Annotated in this window: 14 protein-coding genes; 7 read left to right on the forward strand and 7 right to left on the reverse strand. The window is 69.1% G+C overall.

Annotation, left to right across the window (positions count from 1 at the left end):
• The first annotated feature begins 81 nt into the window (after nucleotides 1-81).
• The 4 genes from asd to ABDW59_RS21070 all read left to right on the forward strand — a co-directional run bounded on the left by asd (nucleotide 82) and on the right by ABDW59_RS21070 (nucleotide 4,655).
• Entirely contained in the window at nucleotides 82-927 is an 846-nt protein-coding gene (asd, locus tag ABDW59_RS21055) for an archaetidylserine decarboxylase (protein WP_343632789.1), read from the forward strand.
• 89 nt (nucleotides 928-1,016) lie between these two features.
• The gene (locus ABDW59_RS21060; RefSeq protein WP_343632791.1) at nucleotides 1,017-2,330 is read left to right on the forward strand and encodes a tryptophan--tRNA ligase; all 1,314 of its coding nucleotides are present in this window, start codon (nucleotides 1,017-1,019) and stop codon (nucleotides 2,328-2,330) included.
• 201 nt (nucleotides 2,331-2,531) lie between these two features.
• Nucleotides 2,532-4,235 (forward strand): AMP-binding protein, encoded by a 1,704-nt coding sequence (locus ABDW59_RS21065; protein ID WP_343632793.1) that lies wholly within the window; start codon nucleotides 2,532-2,534, stop codon nucleotides 4,233-4,235.
• A gap of 33 nt (nucleotides 4,236-4,268) precedes the next feature.
• Nucleotides 4,269-4,655, forward strand: coding sequence for a YkvA family protein (locus ABDW59_RS21070; protein ID WP_343632795.1), 387 nt, complete (start codon nucleotides 4,269-4,271; stop codon nucleotides 4,653-4,655).
• Nucleotides 4,656-4,677: 22 nt separating this feature from the next.
• On the opposite strand, the gene ABDW59_RS21075 is transcribed toward ABDW59_RS21070, so the two are convergent.
• Together ABDW59_RS21075 and ABDW59_RS21080 are read right to left on the reverse strand one after the other, a co-directional pair.
• On the reverse strand, nucleotides 4,678-5,574 hold the full coding sequence (locus tag ABDW59_RS21075; protein WP_343632797.1) for a LysR family transcriptional regulator: 897 nt from the start codon (nucleotides 5,572-5,574) through the stop codon (nucleotides 4,678-4,680).
• 453 nt (nucleotides 5,575-6,027) lie between these two features.
• Nucleotides 6,028-6,351: a hypothetical protein gene (locus ABDW59_RS21080; protein ID WP_343632799.1), complete on the reverse strand. Its 324-nt coding sequence runs from the start codon at nucleotides 6,349-6,351 to the stop codon at nucleotides 6,028-6,030.
• 314 nt (nucleotides 6,352-6,665) lie between these two features.
• On the opposite strand from ABDW59_RS21080, the gene ABDW59_RS21085 reads away from it, so the two are divergent.
• Nucleotides 6,666-7,325 carry a LysE family translocator gene (locus tag ABDW59_RS21085; RefSeq protein ID WP_343632801.1) on the forward strand — a complete coding sequence of 220 codons (660 nt, stop codon included), beginning with the start codon at nucleotides 6,666-6,668 and terminating at the stop codon, nucleotides 7,323-7,325.
• Nucleotides 7,326-7,405: 80 nt separating this feature from the next.
• Nucleotides 7,406-8,743, forward strand: a complete 1,338-nt coding sequence (locus ABDW59_RS21090; protein WP_067065924.1) for an MFS family transporter — start codon at nucleotides 7,406-7,408, stop codon at nucleotides 8,741-8,743.
• A gap of 157 nt (nucleotides 8,744-8,900) precedes the next feature.
• Here ABDW59_RS21090 and ABDW59_RS21095 read toward each other — a convergent pair whose 3' ends face one another.
• The 5 genes from ABDW59_RS21095 to ABDW59_RS21115 form a co-directional block, all read right to left on the reverse strand.
• Entirely contained in the window at nucleotides 8,901-9,695 is a 795-nt protein-coding gene (locus tag ABDW59_RS21095) for a DUF3800 domain-containing protein (RefSeq protein ID WP_343632804.1), read from the reverse strand.
• A gap of 193 nt (nucleotides 9,696-9,888) precedes the next feature.
• Nucleotides 9,889-11,523 (reverse strand): SulP family inorganic anion transporter, encoded by a 1,635-nt coding sequence (locus ABDW59_RS21100; protein WP_343632806.1) that lies wholly within the window; start codon nucleotides 11,521-11,523, stop codon nucleotides 9,889-9,891.
• A 72-nt stretch (nucleotides 11,524-11,595) separates the two neighbouring features.
• A complete protein-coding gene (locus tag ABDW59_RS21105) occupies nucleotides 11,596-12,246 on the reverse strand; it encodes a hypothetical protein (RefSeq protein ID WP_343632808.1) in 651 nt (216 codons plus the stop codon).
• A 344-nt stretch (nucleotides 12,247-12,590) separates the two neighbouring features.
• Entirely contained in the window at nucleotides 12,591-13,727 is a 1,137-nt protein-coding gene (locus ABDW59_RS21110; protein ID WP_343632810.1) for an HD domain-containing phosphohydrolase, read from the reverse strand.
• A gap of 197 nt (nucleotides 13,728-13,924) precedes the next feature.
• Nucleotides 13,925-14,506, reverse strand: coding sequence for a Cd(II)/Pb(II)-responsive transcriptional regulator (locus ABDW59_RS21115; RefSeq protein WP_343632812.1), 582 nt, complete (start codon nucleotides 14,504-14,506; stop codon nucleotides 13,925-13,927).
• Between the two features lie 58 nt (nucleotides 14,507-14,564).
• On the opposite strand from ABDW59_RS21115, the gene ABDW59_RS21120 reads away from it, so the two are divergent.
• Nucleotides 14,565-16,515 (forward strand): cation-translocating P-type ATPase (locus ABDW59_RS21120; RefSeq protein ID WP_343632814.1); only part of this gene is annotated, 1,951 nt, incomplete at its 3' end.

Consider the following 16,515-nt stretch of genomic DNA (forward strand, 5'->3'; position numbering starts at 1 on the left):
CCCTCCGGGGGCAACCCGGGTGTGGGTATCGAACTTGCCCGCCTAGAATCCGCCACCTTTTCGCCCCCGCCATCCCCCATCGTGTCTGACCGTCTCGCCGTCCTGCCCCAATACCTGATGCCCAAGCTGGCGATGACGCGCCTGGCCGGCAAGCTCGCGGGCGCGGAGCTGGGCGGCTTCACCACCTGGACGATCAAGCGCTTCATTGATCGCTACGGCGTGAACATGGCCGAGGCCGTCGAGTCCGATCCTGCCGCCTTCGCCACCTTCAACGATTTCTTCACCCGCGCGCTCAAGCCCGATGCCCGCCCGATCGCCGACGCGCCGCTGATCTGCCCGGTCGACGGCGCCATCAGCCAGTTCGGCCCGATCCGCGCGGACCAGATCTTCCAGGCCAAGGGCCACCAGTACTCGACCACCGCGCTGCTGGGCGGCGATCAGCAACTGGCCGCGCAGTTCCGCGACGGTCACTTCGCCACGCTGTATCTCAGCCCGCGCGATTACCACCGCATCCACATGCCCTGCGCCGGCAAGCTGCTGCGCATGATTCATGTGCCGGGCGATCTGTTCTCGGTGAACCCGACCACGGCCCGCGGCGTGCCCGGCCTGTTCGCGCGCAATGAGCGCGTGGTCTGCGTTTTCGAGGGCGAGCACGGTCCGTGGATCCTGGTGCTCGTGGGCGCGACCATCGTCGGCTCGATGGCGACGGTGTGGCATGGCGTCGTCAATCCGCCGCGTCCGGGCCGCGTGCGCGCCTGGCATTACGAGAACGAGCACTTCAGCTACGCGCAGGGCGCCGAGATGGGGCGCTTCCTGCTCGGCTCGACCGTGGTGATGTTGTTCCCGCAAGGCCCGCTGAACTTCAACCCGCGCTGGCAGCCCGGCGGCGCGGTCCGCCTCGGCGAGGCGATGGCCACGCGCGGCTGATCCCGCGCGCTCCGGCGCCCCTCCCTCCGACAGGAGGCCCGCCTTTGCGGGAGAATCGCCCCTTTGCGAAACGCTGATGAGCTCTCCCCATGACCCTGCGTGTCCTGACCGGCATTACCACCACCGGCACCCTGCACCTCGGCAACTATGTCGGCGCGGTGCGCCGCGCCATCGCGGCCAGCCGCGAGGCGGGCGCCGAGAGCTTCTTCTTCATGGCCGACTATCACGCGCTGATCAAGTGCGACGAGCCGGCTCGCATCGAGGCCTCGCGCCTGCAGATCGCCGCCACTTGGCTGGCCGCCGGCCTGGACACGAGCCGCGTCACGTTCTACCGCCAGAGCGACATCCCCGAGATCCCCGAGCTGACCTGGCTGCTGACCTGCGTCACCTCCAAGGGACAGATGAACCGCGCGCATGCCTACAAGGCCTCGGTCGACGCCAACGTCGCGGCCGGCGAGGACCCGGACGCCGGCATCACCATGGGCCTGTACAGCTATCCCATCCTGATGGCGGCGGACATCCTGATGTTCAACGCGCACCGCGTGCCGGTGGGCAAGGACCAGGCGCAGCACATCGAGATGGCGCGGGACGTGGCGCAGCGCTTCAACCACACCTTCAAGGAAGAGCTCTTCGTGCTGCCCGAGGCCAGCATCGACGAGGAGATGGAGCTGCTGCCCGGCCTGGACGGTCGCAAGATGTCCAAGAGCTACGACAACGTGATCCCGCTCTTCGAGGGCGGCGCCAAGGCGCTGCGCGAGGCGATCTCCAAGATCGTCACCGACTCGCGCCTGCCGGGCGAGCCCAAGGAGCCCGAGGGTTCGCACCTGGTCCAGATCTACGATGCCTTCGCCACGCCGGCCCAGCGCCAGGCCTTCCGCGAGGCGCTGCGCGGCGGCCTGTCCTGGGGAGAGGCCAAGGACCAGCTTTACGCGCTGATCGACGCCGAGATCGGTCCGATGCGCGCCCGCTACGACGCGCTGATGGCCAACCCCGAGAAGATCGAGGAGATCCTGATGGAAGGCGCCGCCAAGGCGCGCGCGATCGCGGGTCCGCTGCTGGCGCGCGCGCGTGAGGCCGTCGGCCTGCGCCGCTTCCAGCCGCTGGCCGCGCCGGTCGCGACGGCGGCCAAGGCCAAGTCCACCGTGCCCGCGTTCAAGCAGTACCGCGAGTCCGACGGCCGCTTCTACTTCAAGCTGCTGGCCGCCGACGGCACGCTGCTGCTGCAGAGCTCGGGTCTGCAGCAGGGCAAGGAAGCGGGCCAGTGGGTCGCGCGCCTGAAGCGCGAAGGCGCCGGGGCGCTGACCGAGGCGCCGGTCGCGCGCGAGGTCGGCGACGAGGTGCTGCTGCCGGCGCTTGAGGCGCTGGTCGCGGCCGAGCTCGAAGCCGCCGCCCAGAAGGGTTGAGCGGGGCCGCTCCGACGGGCTGAACCGCCCCCGCTTGTATCGATCGGCAAGCCCTCGGCGGCTTGCCAAGTCGATCACGATCATCGAAGAAACCCGCTCGTGCCGGTTCGCGCGCCAGCGTAGTCTCCAGGGCTTATCGCGTCCCGGCACCGCAGGTGCGGACCGGGCGCCGATCCGCTCACCAAGAACAAGGAGACCTCGATGTCCGTCCCGCGCCAATCGGCCGATTCCCTGGCGCTGCAGTGCCTGTACCGATGGGAGGAGGACGCGCCCAAGCGCGTGACCCTGCGCCAGCCCGTGGGCGCCGGCCAGGTGCGCGACTTCACCTGGGCCGAGGTCGCCGAGCAGTCCCGCCGCATGGCCGCGCATCTCAAGACGCTGGGCCTGGAGCAGGGCTGGGAACCCGGCGCCCGCATCGCCATCCTGTCCAAGAACTGCGCGTGGTGGCTGTTCAGCGACCTGGCCATCTGGATGGCCGGCTACGTCAGCGTGCCGCTGTATCCGACGCTCGCGCCCGACACCATCCATCAAATCCTCACGCACAGCGAGGCCCGGCTGCTGTTCGTCGGCAAGCTCGACGGCTGGGAGGGCATGAAGCCCGGCGTGCCGGCGGGCCTGCCCTGCATCTCCTACCCGGTCTCGCCCGAGGACGCGCAGGATCAGTACGACCACTGGGACGCCATCTGCGCGGAAACGCCGCCGCTGACCGGCCGCCCCGTGCGCGGCGCCGACGAGCTGGCCACCATCATCTACACCTCCGGCACCACCGGCGCGCCCAAGGGCGTGATGCACAGCTTCGGCAGCTTCGCCTGGGCCATCAGCTCCGGCCTGAACCGCATTCCGCTGGGCGAGCAGGACCGCATGCTGTCCTACCTGCCGCTGGCCCACGTGGTCGAACGGGCGCTGGTCGAGCACGGCTGGCTGCGCACCGGCATGCAGGTCTATTTCGCCGAGAGCATCGACACCTTCGCCGCCGACCTGCAGCGCGCACGGCCGACGGTGTTCTTCTCGGTCCCGCGGCTGTGGACCAAGTTCCAGCAGGGCGTGCAGGCCAAGCTGCCGCAGCGCAAGCTGGATTTCCTGCTGGGCCTGCCGATCATCGGCGGCCTGGTGCGGCGCAAGATCCTCAAGGCGCTGGGCCTGGACCAGTGCCACTTCGCCGCCGGCGGCGCCGCGCCGATGCCGGTCGCGCTGCTGAAGTGGTTCCGCACGCTGGGCCTGCCGATCAACGAGGGCTACGGCATGACCGAGAACCTCGCGCTGTCGCACATCACCGTCCCCGGCAAGGACCAGACCGGCAGCGTCGGCCCGGCCTACGACGGCGTGCAGGTGCGCCTGGACCCGATCACCGGCGAACTCCAGATGAAGAGCCCCGCCCTGATGCTGGGCTACTTCAAGCAGCCCGAGCTGACCGCCGAGACGCTGACCGCCGACGGCTGGCTGCATACCGGCGACAAGGCCGAGATCGCCGACAAGGGCGCGCTGGCCGGCTGCGCGCGCATCACCGGACGGGTCAAGGATCTGTTCAAGACCAGCAAGGGCAAGTACGTCGCGCCGGCGCCGATCGAGGACCGCCTGTCGATGAATCCGGCGATCGAGGCCTGCGTCGTGACGGGCGCCAACCTGGCGCAGCCCGTGGGCATCGCGATGCTCTCGCCTGAGGCCGCCGCCCGCGACCGCGCGGCGCTGGAGAAGGAGCTGGCCGCGCATCTGGAGGCGGTCAACGAGAAGCTCGATCCGCACGAGCGCCTGGACTGCCTGGCGCTGACCGCGACGCCGTGGACCGTGGACAACGGCCTGATCACGCCGACCTTCAAGGTGCGCCGCAACCGGGTCGACGAGATCTACGGCCCGCGTCTGGAAAACTGGGTCGCGCAGCGCCGGAAAATCGTCTGGGCCGATTGAGAGCGGTCATGCGCGCGCAGGCATGATGCGCGGATGAAACGCGGATCACGAGGCTCCCTCAAGCGCTGGGCCGCCCTGCTCAAGGGCGAACTGCTCACCGTGTACTTCGCGGCGCGCGATCCCGAGGCGCCCTGGCTGGCGCGCTTCGTCGCGATCGCGGTCGCGGCCTACGCGCTCAGCCCCATCGACCTGATCCCGGACTTCATCCCGGTGCTGGGCCTGCTCGACGACATCATCCTGGTGCCGCTGGGCTTTTGGCTGGCGCTCAAGTTGATGCCGCCGCCGGTGCTCGCCCGAGCCCGTCTGCGCGCCGCCGAGCAGCGCGGTCGGCTGCCGCGCAACCTCAAGGTCGGCGCCTTCATCGTCGTGCTGTGGGTGCTGCTGATGGTGCTGCTCGTGGTGTGGTGGATGCGGCGCTGAGCCGGGCCGCCCGCGAACCTCATCACGTCGGCCCCAGCCCCTTCTTGGCGAGCGTTTCCACGATCCAGTCGATGAACACGCGCATCCGGGCTGAGACGTAGCGGTTGGGCGAATAGACCAGGAACACCGGCACCGCGTTGTGGTGCCAGTCCGGGAACAGCGGCACCAGCTCGCCGCGCTCCACCTGCTCCTGCACCGCGTACTGCGCCAGTTGCACGACGCCCAGTCCCGCGAGACCCGCCGCCACGTAGGCGTTGCTGTCGTTGACGTCCAGGCGCCGGCGGCCCTGGATCTCGACGCGCTCGCCGCCGCGATGGAAGACGAAGGGGAAGGGTCTGCCGGTGCGCGAGGAGAAGTAGCCCACCGCCCGATGCGGCTCCACGTCGAGTTCCTGCGGCGCCTGCGGCGTTCCGTGCGCGGCGAGGTAGGACGGCGCGGCGCAGGTCACGAAGCGGATCTGGCCGACCTTGCGCGCCACCAGTCCCGCGTCCTGCACCGGCCCGACGCGCAGCACGAAGTCCACGTTATCGACCAGCAGATCGATGGAGCGGTCGCTGACGCCCAGCGCGATCTCGATGTCCGGGTAGCGTGCGTGGAAGTCTCCCAGCGCCGGGATCAGCACGCGCGAGCCGGTCAACGTCGTGACGTCCACCCGCAGCCGGCCGCGTGGCTTGCTGTGGTCGTGGAGCATGCCCTGGTCGATGGCCTCGAGTTCGTTGAGCAGCGCCATCGTGCGCTCGTAATAGACGGCACCGTCCTGCGTCACGGTCACCTTGCGGGTGGTCCGGGTCAGCAGCTGCACCCGCAGCCGGGCTTCCAGCGCCTGGACCAGCCGCGTCAGGCTGGCCTTGGGCAGGTCCATCGAGTCGGCCGCCTTCGTGAAGCTGCCCGTTTCCACCACCCGGGCAAACGCCCGCATTTGCACGATCCGGTCCATCCGATGCCCTCGGTCGAGTCGCGCGACCTCGGGGGGAGGACTGCTGGGGCGGGCCGCGCGGGGCGATTCTCGGAGATTCCCGGCTCACCCGGGCGATGTGCGGTGGGATTCGGGGATAAATACCCTCCGCCTCGTCATGAGGAGGGTTTTGTGCGAAGGCTGGGAATATCGAGTCGGAGTTTTCCGATCGCGGCTCGGAGGATTCCGCCTCAAAAGAAAACCCCTCGGCGACGGGGGAATCGTCCGAGGGGTTGAGAGGCGGTCGGCGGCAGCCAGGAGGAGGAGTGCGGAGTGCTGCCGCCGACCAGGGCCGAAGCCCCTGACCTTCAAATCGTCATCTGTTGTTCGAGTTCTTCAGGCGTCTTCAGGAGGAGAAATCAACAGGAGAAATCAGCAGGAGGGATCACAGGAGAGAGAGATCGAGACCATCCGGGCTCAGCGGCCGGCGACGGCCGTGGCCGGCGTGTTGTCCTGGTACTTCTTGACCAGGCTGGCGTAGTACGGGGAGTTGCGCAGCTGGGCGTACTTGGCCTTGGCGGCGTCGCGGCGGGCGTTGTCGTAGCCGTAGGTTTCCGACAATTCGACGCCGGCCAGACCGGATTCGCGATAGATCTGCAGGTCGGCCAGCACTTCGGCGCGGCTGACTTGGCTGGGCGACACCACCAGCTGTTCATGCGGGTTGTCATTGGCCATCGCGACATTGCCGGCCAGCAGGGCGGCGGAAGCGAACAGGGCGGAAGCGATGATGTTGCGGGTCATGATGATTCCTTTCAGGTTCGGCCTCAGGGCTTTCGGCGATGGGCGCGGGGTGGATTCGGCGCGTCGGATCCCTGGGTTTCGTCACGGGCCCGTCCGGGTTATCGGATGGGTTTGCTTGGCGAGGCCGGTAGCGGATTCGGTGTGTCGATGGGGTGAACGATAAGGGATAAGGGTTCACCCTTAAACCCATCTGGATGCAACGGACCGTTGAAAAGATCGGAACAATCGGCCCGCGTCCCTGAAGTCCGGGCGCATGGCGTCCGCGATGTCCCATCGCGGTGCGGCATGATGGCGGCCTTTCGGGGGAAGCTCGCATGCTCGGCACACACGATCTCGGCCTGTTCATCGCATCCGGACTGCTGCTCAACATGACGCCGGGGCCGGATTCGCTCCTGATCATGGCGCGCGGCGCGACGCAGGGCTTCCGCGCCGGATCGGCCGCGGCGCTGGGCATCGGCGCCGGGACCTGCGTGCATGTGATGGCGGCGGCGCTGGGGCTGTCGGCGCTGCTGGCGGCCTCCGCGGCGGCCTTCACCGTGGTGAAGCTGCTGGGCGCGGCCTACCTGGTCTATCTGGGCGTCGGACTGCTGTTCAAGCGGAGCCGGCCCGAGCCCTCGGACGGCGCCGACACCGCCCCGCCTGCGCCGCAGGCGCAACCGCTGCGGCGCATCTTCGCGCAGGGCTTCCTGACCAATGTGCTGAATCCCAAGGTCGGGCTGTTCTTCCTGGCTTTCGTCCCGCAGTTCATTTCGGCGGACGCGCCCAGCAAGGCGCTGGCCTTCCTCTTCCTGGGCGCCGTGTTCAACGTGAACGGCATGCTGTGGTGCCATCTGCTGGCCTGGTCCAGCGCCGCGGCCGGTGCGCGAGTGCGCGGTCGGGCGGGCGTGCGCACGCTGGGCCGCTGGCTCAATCGTGGGATCGGCGCGCTGTTCCTCGCCTTCGGCGTGCGATTGGCGATGGCCGAGATGGCATAGCCCGTCGCGCGGTGCGCGTGTCGCTCGGTTTGTCCGAACGGCGCCTGCGGCTTTTACGAGGCAGGAGTAGGCTGGCGCCCATGAACGCCAAGACCTCCTCCCTGGCGGCCGGAACTCCTTCGGGAACGCCCGGCCATTACAGCGCGCATGAAAAGCGCGATCGCATCTTCGCCATCGTCGGCGCCTCTTCCGGCAACCTGGTCGAGTGGTTCGACTTCTACGTCTACGCCTTCACCGCGATCTACTTCGCGCACGCCTTCTTTCCCAAGGGCGATCCGACGGTGCAACTGATCAACACCGCCGGTGTCTTCGCCGCGGGCTTCCTGATGCGCCCCATCGGCGGCTGGCTGTTCGGCCGCATCGCCGACAAGCAGGGGCGCAAGACCGCGATGATGATCTCGGTGCTCATGATGTGCGGCGGCTCGCTGGCCATCGCCTGCATGCCGACCTACGAGTCCATCGGCGTGATGGCCCCGACCTTGCTGCTGCTGGCGCGTCTGTTCCAGGGCCTGTCGGTCGGCGGCGAGTACGGCACCAGCGCCACCTACATGAGCGAGGTCGCGCTGCGCGGCCAGCGCGGCTTCTATGCCTCGTTCCAGTATGTGACGCTGATCGGCGGTCAGCTGCTGGCGGTGCTGGTGGTGGCGATCCTGGAGCAGACCTTGAGCGACCAGCAGATGCATGACTGGGGCTGGCGCATTCCGTTCGTGGCCGGTGCGGCGACGGCGGTGATCGCCTTCTACCTGCGTCGCTCGCTGGCCGAGACCGCCAAGGCCGAGCAGCTGGAGCGCAAGGAATCGGGTTCGATGCGGGAGCTGTTCTCCAAGCATTCGCGCGCCTTCCTGATCGTGCTGGGCTTCACCGCGGGTGGCTCGCTGGCCTTCTACACGTACACGACCTACATGCAGAAGTATCTGGTGCTGAGCGTGGGCATGGACAAGAAGGTCGCGAGCACGGTGATGACGGCGGCGCTGTTCGTCTACATGTGCATGCAGCCGTTGTTCGGCGCCTTGTCGGACCGGATCGGACGCAAGACCTCGATGCTGTGGTTCGGCGTGCTGGGCGCGCTGTGCACATGGCCCATCCTGTCGGCGCTCAAGCAGACGCACAGCCCGTACGCGGCCTTCGGTCTGATCATTCTGGCGATGGCGATCGTGTCGCTGTACACGTCCATCGGCGGGCTGATCAAGGCGGAGATGTTCCCGCCCGAGATCCGCGCGCTGGGCGTGGGCCTGTCCTATGCGATCGGCAATGCGATCTTCGGTGGCTCGGCGGAGTTCGTCGCGCTCAGCCTCAAGGGGGCGGGCATCGAGAGCGTGTTCTACGTCTACGTCTCGGTGATGTGCTTCTTCGCCTTCCTGGTCTGCTTCCTCATCCCGGATCTGCGCAAGCACGGGCATTTGAATGACGTGCATTGAGGCTGTCTGGAGTTCGATCCTGACTTGTCGCCAAATCGGCCCTTTCGGCGGCCCCATTGATGGGCTTACACTGACGGCCGACAGTCAAGCGCAGCGCTTGTAGAGGTCTCCGCAAGGAGGCAGCCCGAACGGGTGGGATCCTCGAAGCTGGGGGCTGTCACCAACCCTCGAATGCCGCACCTAGGTGCGGCATTCTGCTTTTCAGCGATTCGAAGTTCGAGAGGAACTTCATGCCGTATCCCAGCCAGAGCCGGTCGCGGCGATAGACCTGGCGACGCAGGAGGTTCAGGTAGCTCGGATCGGTGATTCCATAGCGATTGGGATTGACCGCGTAGAAGGTGCTGCTTGCCACCGCATCTGCGATCTGCAGCCCCGCAAGTTGGCTGTGCTGGACAGCGCGAAGTCGGTCGATGTTGATGGCCGGCCAATGGATATGGCAGTCGCCGCGCGTGTCGGTCTGCCGTTGAAGCAGGCGCATGTAGTCACGTATGTCGGCATACGACATGGCGGCCCGGTCCGAGAAGATGAGGTCGACCGTTCCATCCCCTTCCCCCTCGCGCACGTGATCTCGGCAGAGCCAGGAGACGCGCTCCACGAGCAATCGGGTGAGATATCGGTACAGCAGGAACTTGTTGGCCTGATAGGCCTCGACATCCCGGATGTCAGGCTTGTAGCTCAACACCGTCACCGTTCGAAAGTTCAGGCTGGCCAGCTCATGAAACAAGACGAGCCGCGGGAGGTGGTCCATCTTGCAGAGATGGAAGGGCTGCGTGCGGCTACGCCCGAGCTTCTCGCGAACACGGATCAGCGCGTCTACCCCTTGCCGCTCATTGCAGCTGCGGAAGACGACGGCGGACAGGACGAACCAGCGTGAACTACCTCGACCGTCCTCTTTGAAGAGGAACCCCTCGTCGCCGGATTCGTCGATGTATGCGGTGAAGCTCGATGGCATGCGCGCGATTCTGTTGAGCGCACGTCCAGAAGCTAGGGGGTGACCACGACATCGATCAAACCTGATCAAGATGTCCCACACATGCGACAGCGAGCCCCTCGCCTCGACGCACCCTCGCCCGCTTCAGCGAGACGGCACGCATGACCCCCTCGCCCGCTTGCGGGAGAGGGCTGGGGAGAGGGTCTTCAGGTCTTCACCCGTGCTCCCGCATCCCGATGTGATGCGACAGGAACACCCGTCCGCGGAACCAGTCCTCCCAGCCGCCCGCCTTGAGCCGATCCAGCACCGGTCCCTTGACCTCGCTGAGGTCCAAGCGCCGTCCTTGCCGCTGCAGCGTCTCATGCAGCTCCTTGAGCGCGCTCAGCCCGCTGAAGTCGATGCTGTTCACCGGCGACATCTGCAGCAGCACCCGACGCGTCGACGGGTGCGTGTCCAGATGCGCCTGCACCACGTCCGCCAGGCTGCGACCGTTCAGGAACAACAGGCTCTCGTCGATACGCAGCCCCAGCACGCTCGGGTCGAGCTCCACCTGATGGCGCTCGACGTTGCGGTAATGCTCGGTGCCGGGGATGCGGCCGATCAGCGCCACATGCGGCCGCGCGCTGCGCTGCAGCAGCAGCGCGATCGCGCCCGCCACGCCCAGGCCCAGCGCCGCGGTGATGCTGACGAAGATCACCAGCAGCGTCACCGCCACCATCAGCAGCGCCTCGCCGCGGTCATAGCGCCAGGACTCCCGATAGGGCTCGAACTTCAGGCCCGACAGCACCGCCACCATGATGCTGGCGGCCAGCACCGGCTTCGGACACCAGGCCAGGATGCCCGGCAGCGTCAGCAGCGCCACGCCCATCAGCCCTGCGACGAAGACGCCCGTCATGCGCGTGCGGCTGCCCGCGTCGCTCATCAGCACGCTGCGCGAGAAGCTCGCCGCCGCCGGCATGCCGCCCGAGAGCGCTGCGGCGATGTTGGCGCCGGCCAGTCCCATCAGCTCGCGCCGCGAATCCACGCGCTGGCCGACGCGCCGCGCCAGCGACTCCGCCACCGCCAGGCTGGACACATAGCCCAGCAGCGCGATCAGCGCCGCGCCGGGCAGCATCGCGAGCCACAACTCCGGATCAAGTCGCGGCAGCGTGAAGGCCAGCGCCAGCGGCGGGAGCTCGCCCACACGCGGCAAGCCTTGCGGATCCCAGAACCAGGCCGCCGCGATCGCGCCCATCAGCACGCCCAGCGGCGCGATGCGCGACCACAGGCTCTTGGGCAGGCGCCGCACCGCGATCAGCCCGAGCAGCGACACCGCGCCGAAGAGCACCGCCACGCCGCGCCAGTCGAAGTGATGCGACTGCATCGAGCGCCAGAGCTCCGGCAGCGTGGCCCCGCCCGCGGCGGAGCCGATCAGCACGGGGAACTGCGAGGCCGCGATCGCGATGGTCGCGCCCGACTCGAAGCCGTGCAGCACCGGCACCGACAGCAGCGCGGCCAACGCATGCAGCCGCAGCAGCGCCGCGGCGCCCAGCAGCAGGCCCACTTCAGCGGCCAGCACCAGCGAGGCCTCGCTCGGGCTGACGCCCGCGGGAGCGAGCTGCAGGGTCTGAAGAATCATCAGCGCCAGCACCGCGACCGGCCCGATGTTCAGGAAGGGGCTGGAGCCCAGCGCCGCGTAGAGCAGCGGGGGCAGCAGGCTGGCGTAGAGGCCCACCTGAGGCGGAAGGCCGGCGAGCATCGCGTAGGCCAGGCTTTGCGGGATCAGCAGCACGCTGACCACGATGGCGGCGATCAGGTCGTCGCGCAAGGCGTCGCGCAGATAGGGCCGGAGGGCGGCGGAGAAAGGCATCGGGGGTGGCGGGCCGCGGCACAAGCGCGGCGCGCGGCAGTATAGGGTCCGCCCCTCTCTGCCCGGTCTCCGTCACGGCGGTGTCGGCGGCTCCTTGCGCCCGTTCGCCGGCGGCTTGCGCCCACGCATCAGATCCATCGTCAGTCGCAGCGTGAGCTCCTCGCCGCGCGGCAAGGGCGCGAGCGCGTCGCCATCGGGCGTCATCAGATCGATGTGGAAGGAGGACCGCGTCGGATGGCGCTCGAAGCGCAGGGAGGTCACCGGGGCCCAGCTGCGCAGCAGCACGAAGCGGCCGCCCGGGCCCGCAAGCGTGGAGATGCCGCGCCAGGGCTCGATGTCCTCGACATGACCACGCGCGGGCTGCGGCAGCTTGTCGCCATCGTCCAGCCGCAGCTCCTGGGCGAAGTCCTCGCCGAACTGCAAGCGCCAGCCCAGCCGCACCGGCATCGGATGGCGGCCCAGGTTGCGCAGCGAGAGCGTCCACTCGATGCGGTTCTGCATCAGCCGCAAGGTCTGGCTGGCCTGGTAGCCCCAGGTGCCGGGCGACGGGCCGCGGTGGTGCTGCATCATCGTGACCGTGTCCATCGCGCGCTGCGCCAGCTGCCAGGGCTCGTCAAGCATGGCCGGATCGGGGACCTGCGGCAGCAACTCGGGGTCGACGTCGCGGGGCACGTCGATGCGCGCCATGCAGCCGCCGACCATCCGTCCGCGCTCCAGCAGCATGGGCCGAATCCAGGGTTCGCGGCCTGCCGCGCCCGATTCGCCCCACCACCGCAGCCGGCCGCCGCGCCCCGGCGAGACCATCGCCCGCCAGCTCTCCGAACGGAGTTCCAGATCCCACGCCACATGCACCCCTCGTGTTGGAAAGGGTCGCAGTATTCGCGGCTTGTCACGGCCATCGGCCGACACAAACAGGGGCCGATCCCGCCCAGTTTGACGCATGGATGCTTGCAGACTGCAAAGGCTGATCAGCCGGACAAGGCGCCCGTCGGCGAACCGAGCCCCGGCGGGACAGCGCCTGGCGATCGGTACCCTGCCTTCGGGAACCGTGGACCAAGCGGCGGGGATCAGGCCCCGGTGATCAAGGCGGCGATGCGCTCGTCGGAGAGCCGGATCGGCGACGCGTGCGCGGGCAGCAGGGCCACCACGGCCAGATCGTCGCGGTTGCTGTCGCGCACCACCGGCGTGTGGCGCGGCTCGCCGTTGGCGTTGGTCAAGGCGGCGACCATGGGCCGGTGCGCCTTGTCGCCGTTGCGCACGACCAGCCCGACCTCGCCGCTGGCCAGGCGCACGACGCTGCCTGGCGGGAAGATGCCGAAAGCCTTGATCAGCGCCGCCGCCAGCGGGCTCTGCGCGGCCATCTGGTGGAGCTCGCGGCCCGCCTGCGCGGCGCTCATCGCGGGGCGGTTGGCGCGGCTGCTCAGGCGGGCGGTGTAGATGTCGGCATAGCGCAGCATCTCCGCCAGCTCGCCGACATCGTTGATGCCGTGCGGATAGCCGGAGCCGTCGGGCACCTCGTGGTGCTGCAGCACGGCCTCGAGCCAGTCGCGATCGGTGATGCCGGCGGCGTCCAGCATCTCGACGCTGCGGATGGGATGGGCCTGGATGGCCTCGCGCTGCATCGCGGTCAGCGGCGACACCTGGCTGGACAGCCGGGCCTGCAGGTCCAGCATGCCCAGGTTCATCGTCAGCGCCGCCTGGAAGGCGCGGCGCTGGTCGTCGGGGTCCCAGCCCAAGTAGCGCGCGGCCGCATGGCAGGCCGTGGCCGCATGCAGCGAATGGTTGACGCCGTAATGGCCGCTGGCGGTCTCCGGCTGGCGGACCACCTGCGCGAGCGCCATCTCCGGCGAGCAGTCGATCAGCGACAGCAACAGCTCGGTCGTGCCGTTGAGCGCCTCGGCCAGGCGGTCTGGCGTCGCGGACAGCGCGTTGCGCACGTCCTGGAGGCCGCGGTCCCATTCGGCGCTCAGGCGCTCACGGCGGGTCGCGACACTGGCGACGCGGTTGCCGGGGCGCATGGACTCGGTCAGCTCATGGACCTCCACCAGCGCGCCGCGGCGCATCAGGGCGTCGAGCTGGGTCGCGTCGGCGATCACTTGTCCGCGCGCGAGCAGCAGCGTCCGATCGGAATCCCGCACGCTGAAATTCAGCGGCTGGCCGAGGACGATGCGGTTCTTGACCGATGACAGTGAGCAGACGCGCATGGCGGACGCAGGGTGGAGCGAATCAGCCGCGCGCTTTTGTCTTGAGTTGTAACGCGGGCGGCCGGACTCTACATCGGCAGGGCGGGGTCAGGTCTGAAGTGCAGAGCGCCTCAACACGGTGCTCATCAGCCTGGGCGCATGGCGACCTGTCCACTGCGTCACGGATGGCGACCGGCTCCGACGGGCGACGGCCCTGTTCATCGGGGTCGCGCGGCCTTGGACGAGACAGGCGCGGGACAGGCCGCAGCGGCCGATGTACCTCGTTTCGGGGCCATGGCGGGCGGGGATGTCGGGTCTCGGGCCGGGACGACGGGGTTCGGAGAGCCGTGCGCACGGCCCGGGCCATGATCGCCCTCGGGGTGGCAGGCGCAGGCCTCGCCGTGGGCGGCGGAGACCAGCTCCTCCAGGATCCCGCAGGCGTGATGGTCGTGATCGGCATCGCAGCGGGCCTGCAGCGCGACGAGCTGCGCCTCCAGCGCCCGCATGCTCTTGAGCCGCGCCCGGACCTTGCCCAGCTGCGCGTCGACCAGCTTGTCGACCTGGACCAGCGTCGCGGGGTCGCGGCTGGCCAGGCTGTCCAGCAGCAGCGTCACGTCGGCCAGCGACATGTCCAGCGCGCGGCAATGGCGGATGAAGGCCAGCCGCTCCAGATGCTCGTGGGCGTAGTCCCGGTAGCCGTTGTCGCTGCGGGCGGGTGGGGGCAGGAGACCGCTCTTCTCGTAGAAGCGGATGGTCTCGATGTCCACGCCCGTGGCCTTGCTCAATTCACCGATGCGCATGGGGTGGAGGATAGACCGCTTGACCTTGGAGCGGCTACAGACATTCCAATCCACCCTCATGGCACATCAGGAACACGATCACCGCCCCGCCACGCTCTCGCCGACGGCTGATGCCGGGGCGTCCTGCGGCGGCTGCTGCGGCGCGCCCATGCCCGTCGCCGCGCCGCAGGCCGCGCATCGGGATGCGCACGACCACGGCCGCGACCACGACCATTCGCATGACCACTCGCACGGTCATGCGCATGACGACCACGGACATGCCCATGGCGCGTCGTGCGCCGCGCCGTCCGCCCCGGCCGCCAAGCTCGATGCGAAGGCCTTGGCCGGCAGCACCCGCCAGCGCTACTTCATCGCCGGCATGGACTGCCCGACCGAGGAAGGTCTGCTGCGCCGCCAGCTGCAAGGCCAGGCCGGCGTGGTCGCGCTGGAGTTCGACCTCATCAACCGCCTGCTGGACGTCCATCACCGCCTGACCGACGACGCTCCCTTGCGCGCCGCGATCAAGGCCGTGGGCATGAGCGCCGAGCCCGTCGCCGCCGAAGCGCCGCCGCCCGAGGCCCCGCCCGCGATCTCGACCGGCCTGCGCTGGCGCATGGCGCTGGCGGGCGTCGCCGCGATCGCCGCCGAGACGCTGGCCTTCTCCGGTTTTGACGAATCCGGCCCGCTGGTGATCGCCCTGGCCGTCGCCGCCATGTTGCTGGGCGGCCTGCCCACGCTGCGCAAGGGATGGATCGCGCTCAAGAGCGTGACCCTCAACATCCATCTGCTGATGAGCCTGGCGGTCATCGGCGCCATCGTGCTGGGCCAGTGGCCCGAGGCGGCGATGGTGGTGTGGCTGTTCGGCCTGTCCGAAATGATGGAGAGCCTCAGCCTGGCCCGCGCCCGCGACGCGATCCGCGCGCTGACGCAGCTCGCGCCGGAGACCGCATCGGTCCAGGGCGTCGACGGCCGCTGGACCACGGTGCCCGCCGCGCAGGTGGCCATCGGCGCCCGCGTGCGCGTGCCGCCGGGCGAGCGCGTGCCGCTGGACGGCCGCGTGCTCACCGGTCGTTCCAGCTTCAACGAGGCCGCGCTGACGGGCGAGGCCATGCCCGTGGACAAGGCGCCCGGCGATGCGCTGCTCGCGGGCAGCATCAACGGCGACGGTCTGGTGGAGATGGAGATCACCGCCGCCAAGGGGCACACGTTGCTTGACCGCATGGCCTCCGCGGTGCAGCAGGCGCAATCGCAGCGCGCGCCGACGCAAGCCTTCATCGACCGCTTCGCCCGCGTGTACACGCCGGCGGTGGTGCTGGTGGCCGTCGCATTGGCCGTCCTGCCGCCGCTGCTGGGCCTGGGCAGTTGGGGCGACTGGATCTACAAGGGCCTGGTGCTGCTGGTCATCGCCTGCCCCTGCGCGCTGGTGATCTCGACGCCGGTGACCGTGGTCAGCGGACTGGCCTCCGCCGCGCGCCGCGGCATCCTGATCAAGGGCGGCCTCTATCTGGAGCGCGCCCGGCAGCTCAAGACCCTGGCCTTCGACAAGACCGGCACGCTGACCGAGGGCCGCCCGCAGTTGGCCGAGGTGCGTTCGCTCGACCCGGCGATCAGCGTCGACCAAGCCTTGCATCTGGCCGCGCGTCTGGACGCCGGCAGCGCGCATCCGCTGGCGCAGGCCATCGTCAAGGCGCATGCGGAGCGGGTGGGCTCGATGCTGGAGCCGGTCGAGCAACTGCAGAACCTGCCGGGTCTGGGCCTGACGGCGCGGCTGGATGGCGAGGGCTATGCGCTGGGCAATGAGCGTCTGGCCGAGCAGCACGGCGCCGTCGACGATGCGGCCCGCGAGGCGGCCCGCGCGCTGCAGGCTCAGGGGCACACGCTGGTGTGGCTGATGCGCGGCGGCCGGACGCTGGCGCTGCTGGCGCTGTCGGACACACCGCGTCCCGAGGCCGCCGAGGTGCTGCGCGCGCTGCGCGATCGCGGTCTGGCGATCACCATGCTCAGCGGCGACCAGCGCCCGAGCGCCGTCG

Source organism: Roseateles sp., assembly GCF_039595295.1.
Lineage (GTDB): Bacteria > Pseudomonadota > Gammaproteobacteria > Burkholderiales > Burkholderiaceae_C > Roseateles.

Excerpts from the sequence above, each read along its gene's own strand:
- ABDW59_RS21085 (WP_343632801.1), top strand. The coding sequence starts at position 6,666 with ATGCTCGGCACACACGATCTCGGCCTGTTCATCGCATCCGGACTGCTG.
- ABDW59_RS21070 (WP_343632795.1), top strand. The coding sequence starts at position 4,269 with ATGAAACGCGGATCACGAGGCTCCCTCAAGCGCTGGGCCGCCCTGCTC.
- ABDW59_RS21090 (WP_067065924.1), top strand. The coding sequence starts at position 7,406 with ATGAACGCCAAGACCTCCTCCCTGGCGGCCGGAACTCCTTCGGGAACG.
- ABDW59_RS21095 (WP_343632804.1), bottom strand. The coding sequence starts at position 9,695 with ATGCCATCGAGCTTCACCGCATACATCGACGAATCCGGCGACGAGGGG.
- ABDW59_RS21100 (WP_343632806.1), bottom strand. The coding sequence starts at position 11,523 with ATGCCTTTCTCCGCCGCCCTCCGGCCCTATCTGCGCGACGCCTTGCGC.
- ABDW59_RS21075 (WP_343632797.1), bottom strand. The coding sequence starts at position 5,574 with ATGCGGGCGTTTGCCCGGGTGGTGGAAACGGGCAGCTTCACGAAGGCG.
- ABDW59_RS21105 (WP_343632808.1), bottom strand. The coding sequence starts at position 12,246 with ATGCTGCTGGAGCGCGGACGGATGGTCGGCGGCTGCATGGCGCGCATC.
- ABDW59_RS21060 (WP_343632791.1), top strand. The coding sequence starts at position 1,017 with ATGACCCTGCGTGTCCTGACCGGCATTACCACCACCGGCACCCTGCAC.
- ABDW59_RS21110 (WP_343632810.1), bottom strand. The coding sequence starts at position 13,727 with ATGCGCGTCTGCTCACTGTCATCGGTCAAGAACCGCATCGTCCTCGGC.
- ABDW59_RS21080 (WP_343632799.1), bottom strand. The coding sequence starts at position 6,351 with ATGACCCGCAACATCATCGCTTCCGCCCTGTTCGCTTCCGCCGCCCTG.
- ABDW59_RS21115 (WP_343632812.1), bottom strand. The coding sequence starts at position 14,506 with ATGCGCATCGGTGAATTGAGCAAGGCCACGGGCGTGGACATCGAGACC.
- ABDW59_RS21065 (WP_343632793.1), top strand. The coding sequence starts at position 2,532 with ATGTCCGTCCCGCGCCAATCGGCCGATTCCCTGGCGCTGCAGTGCCTG.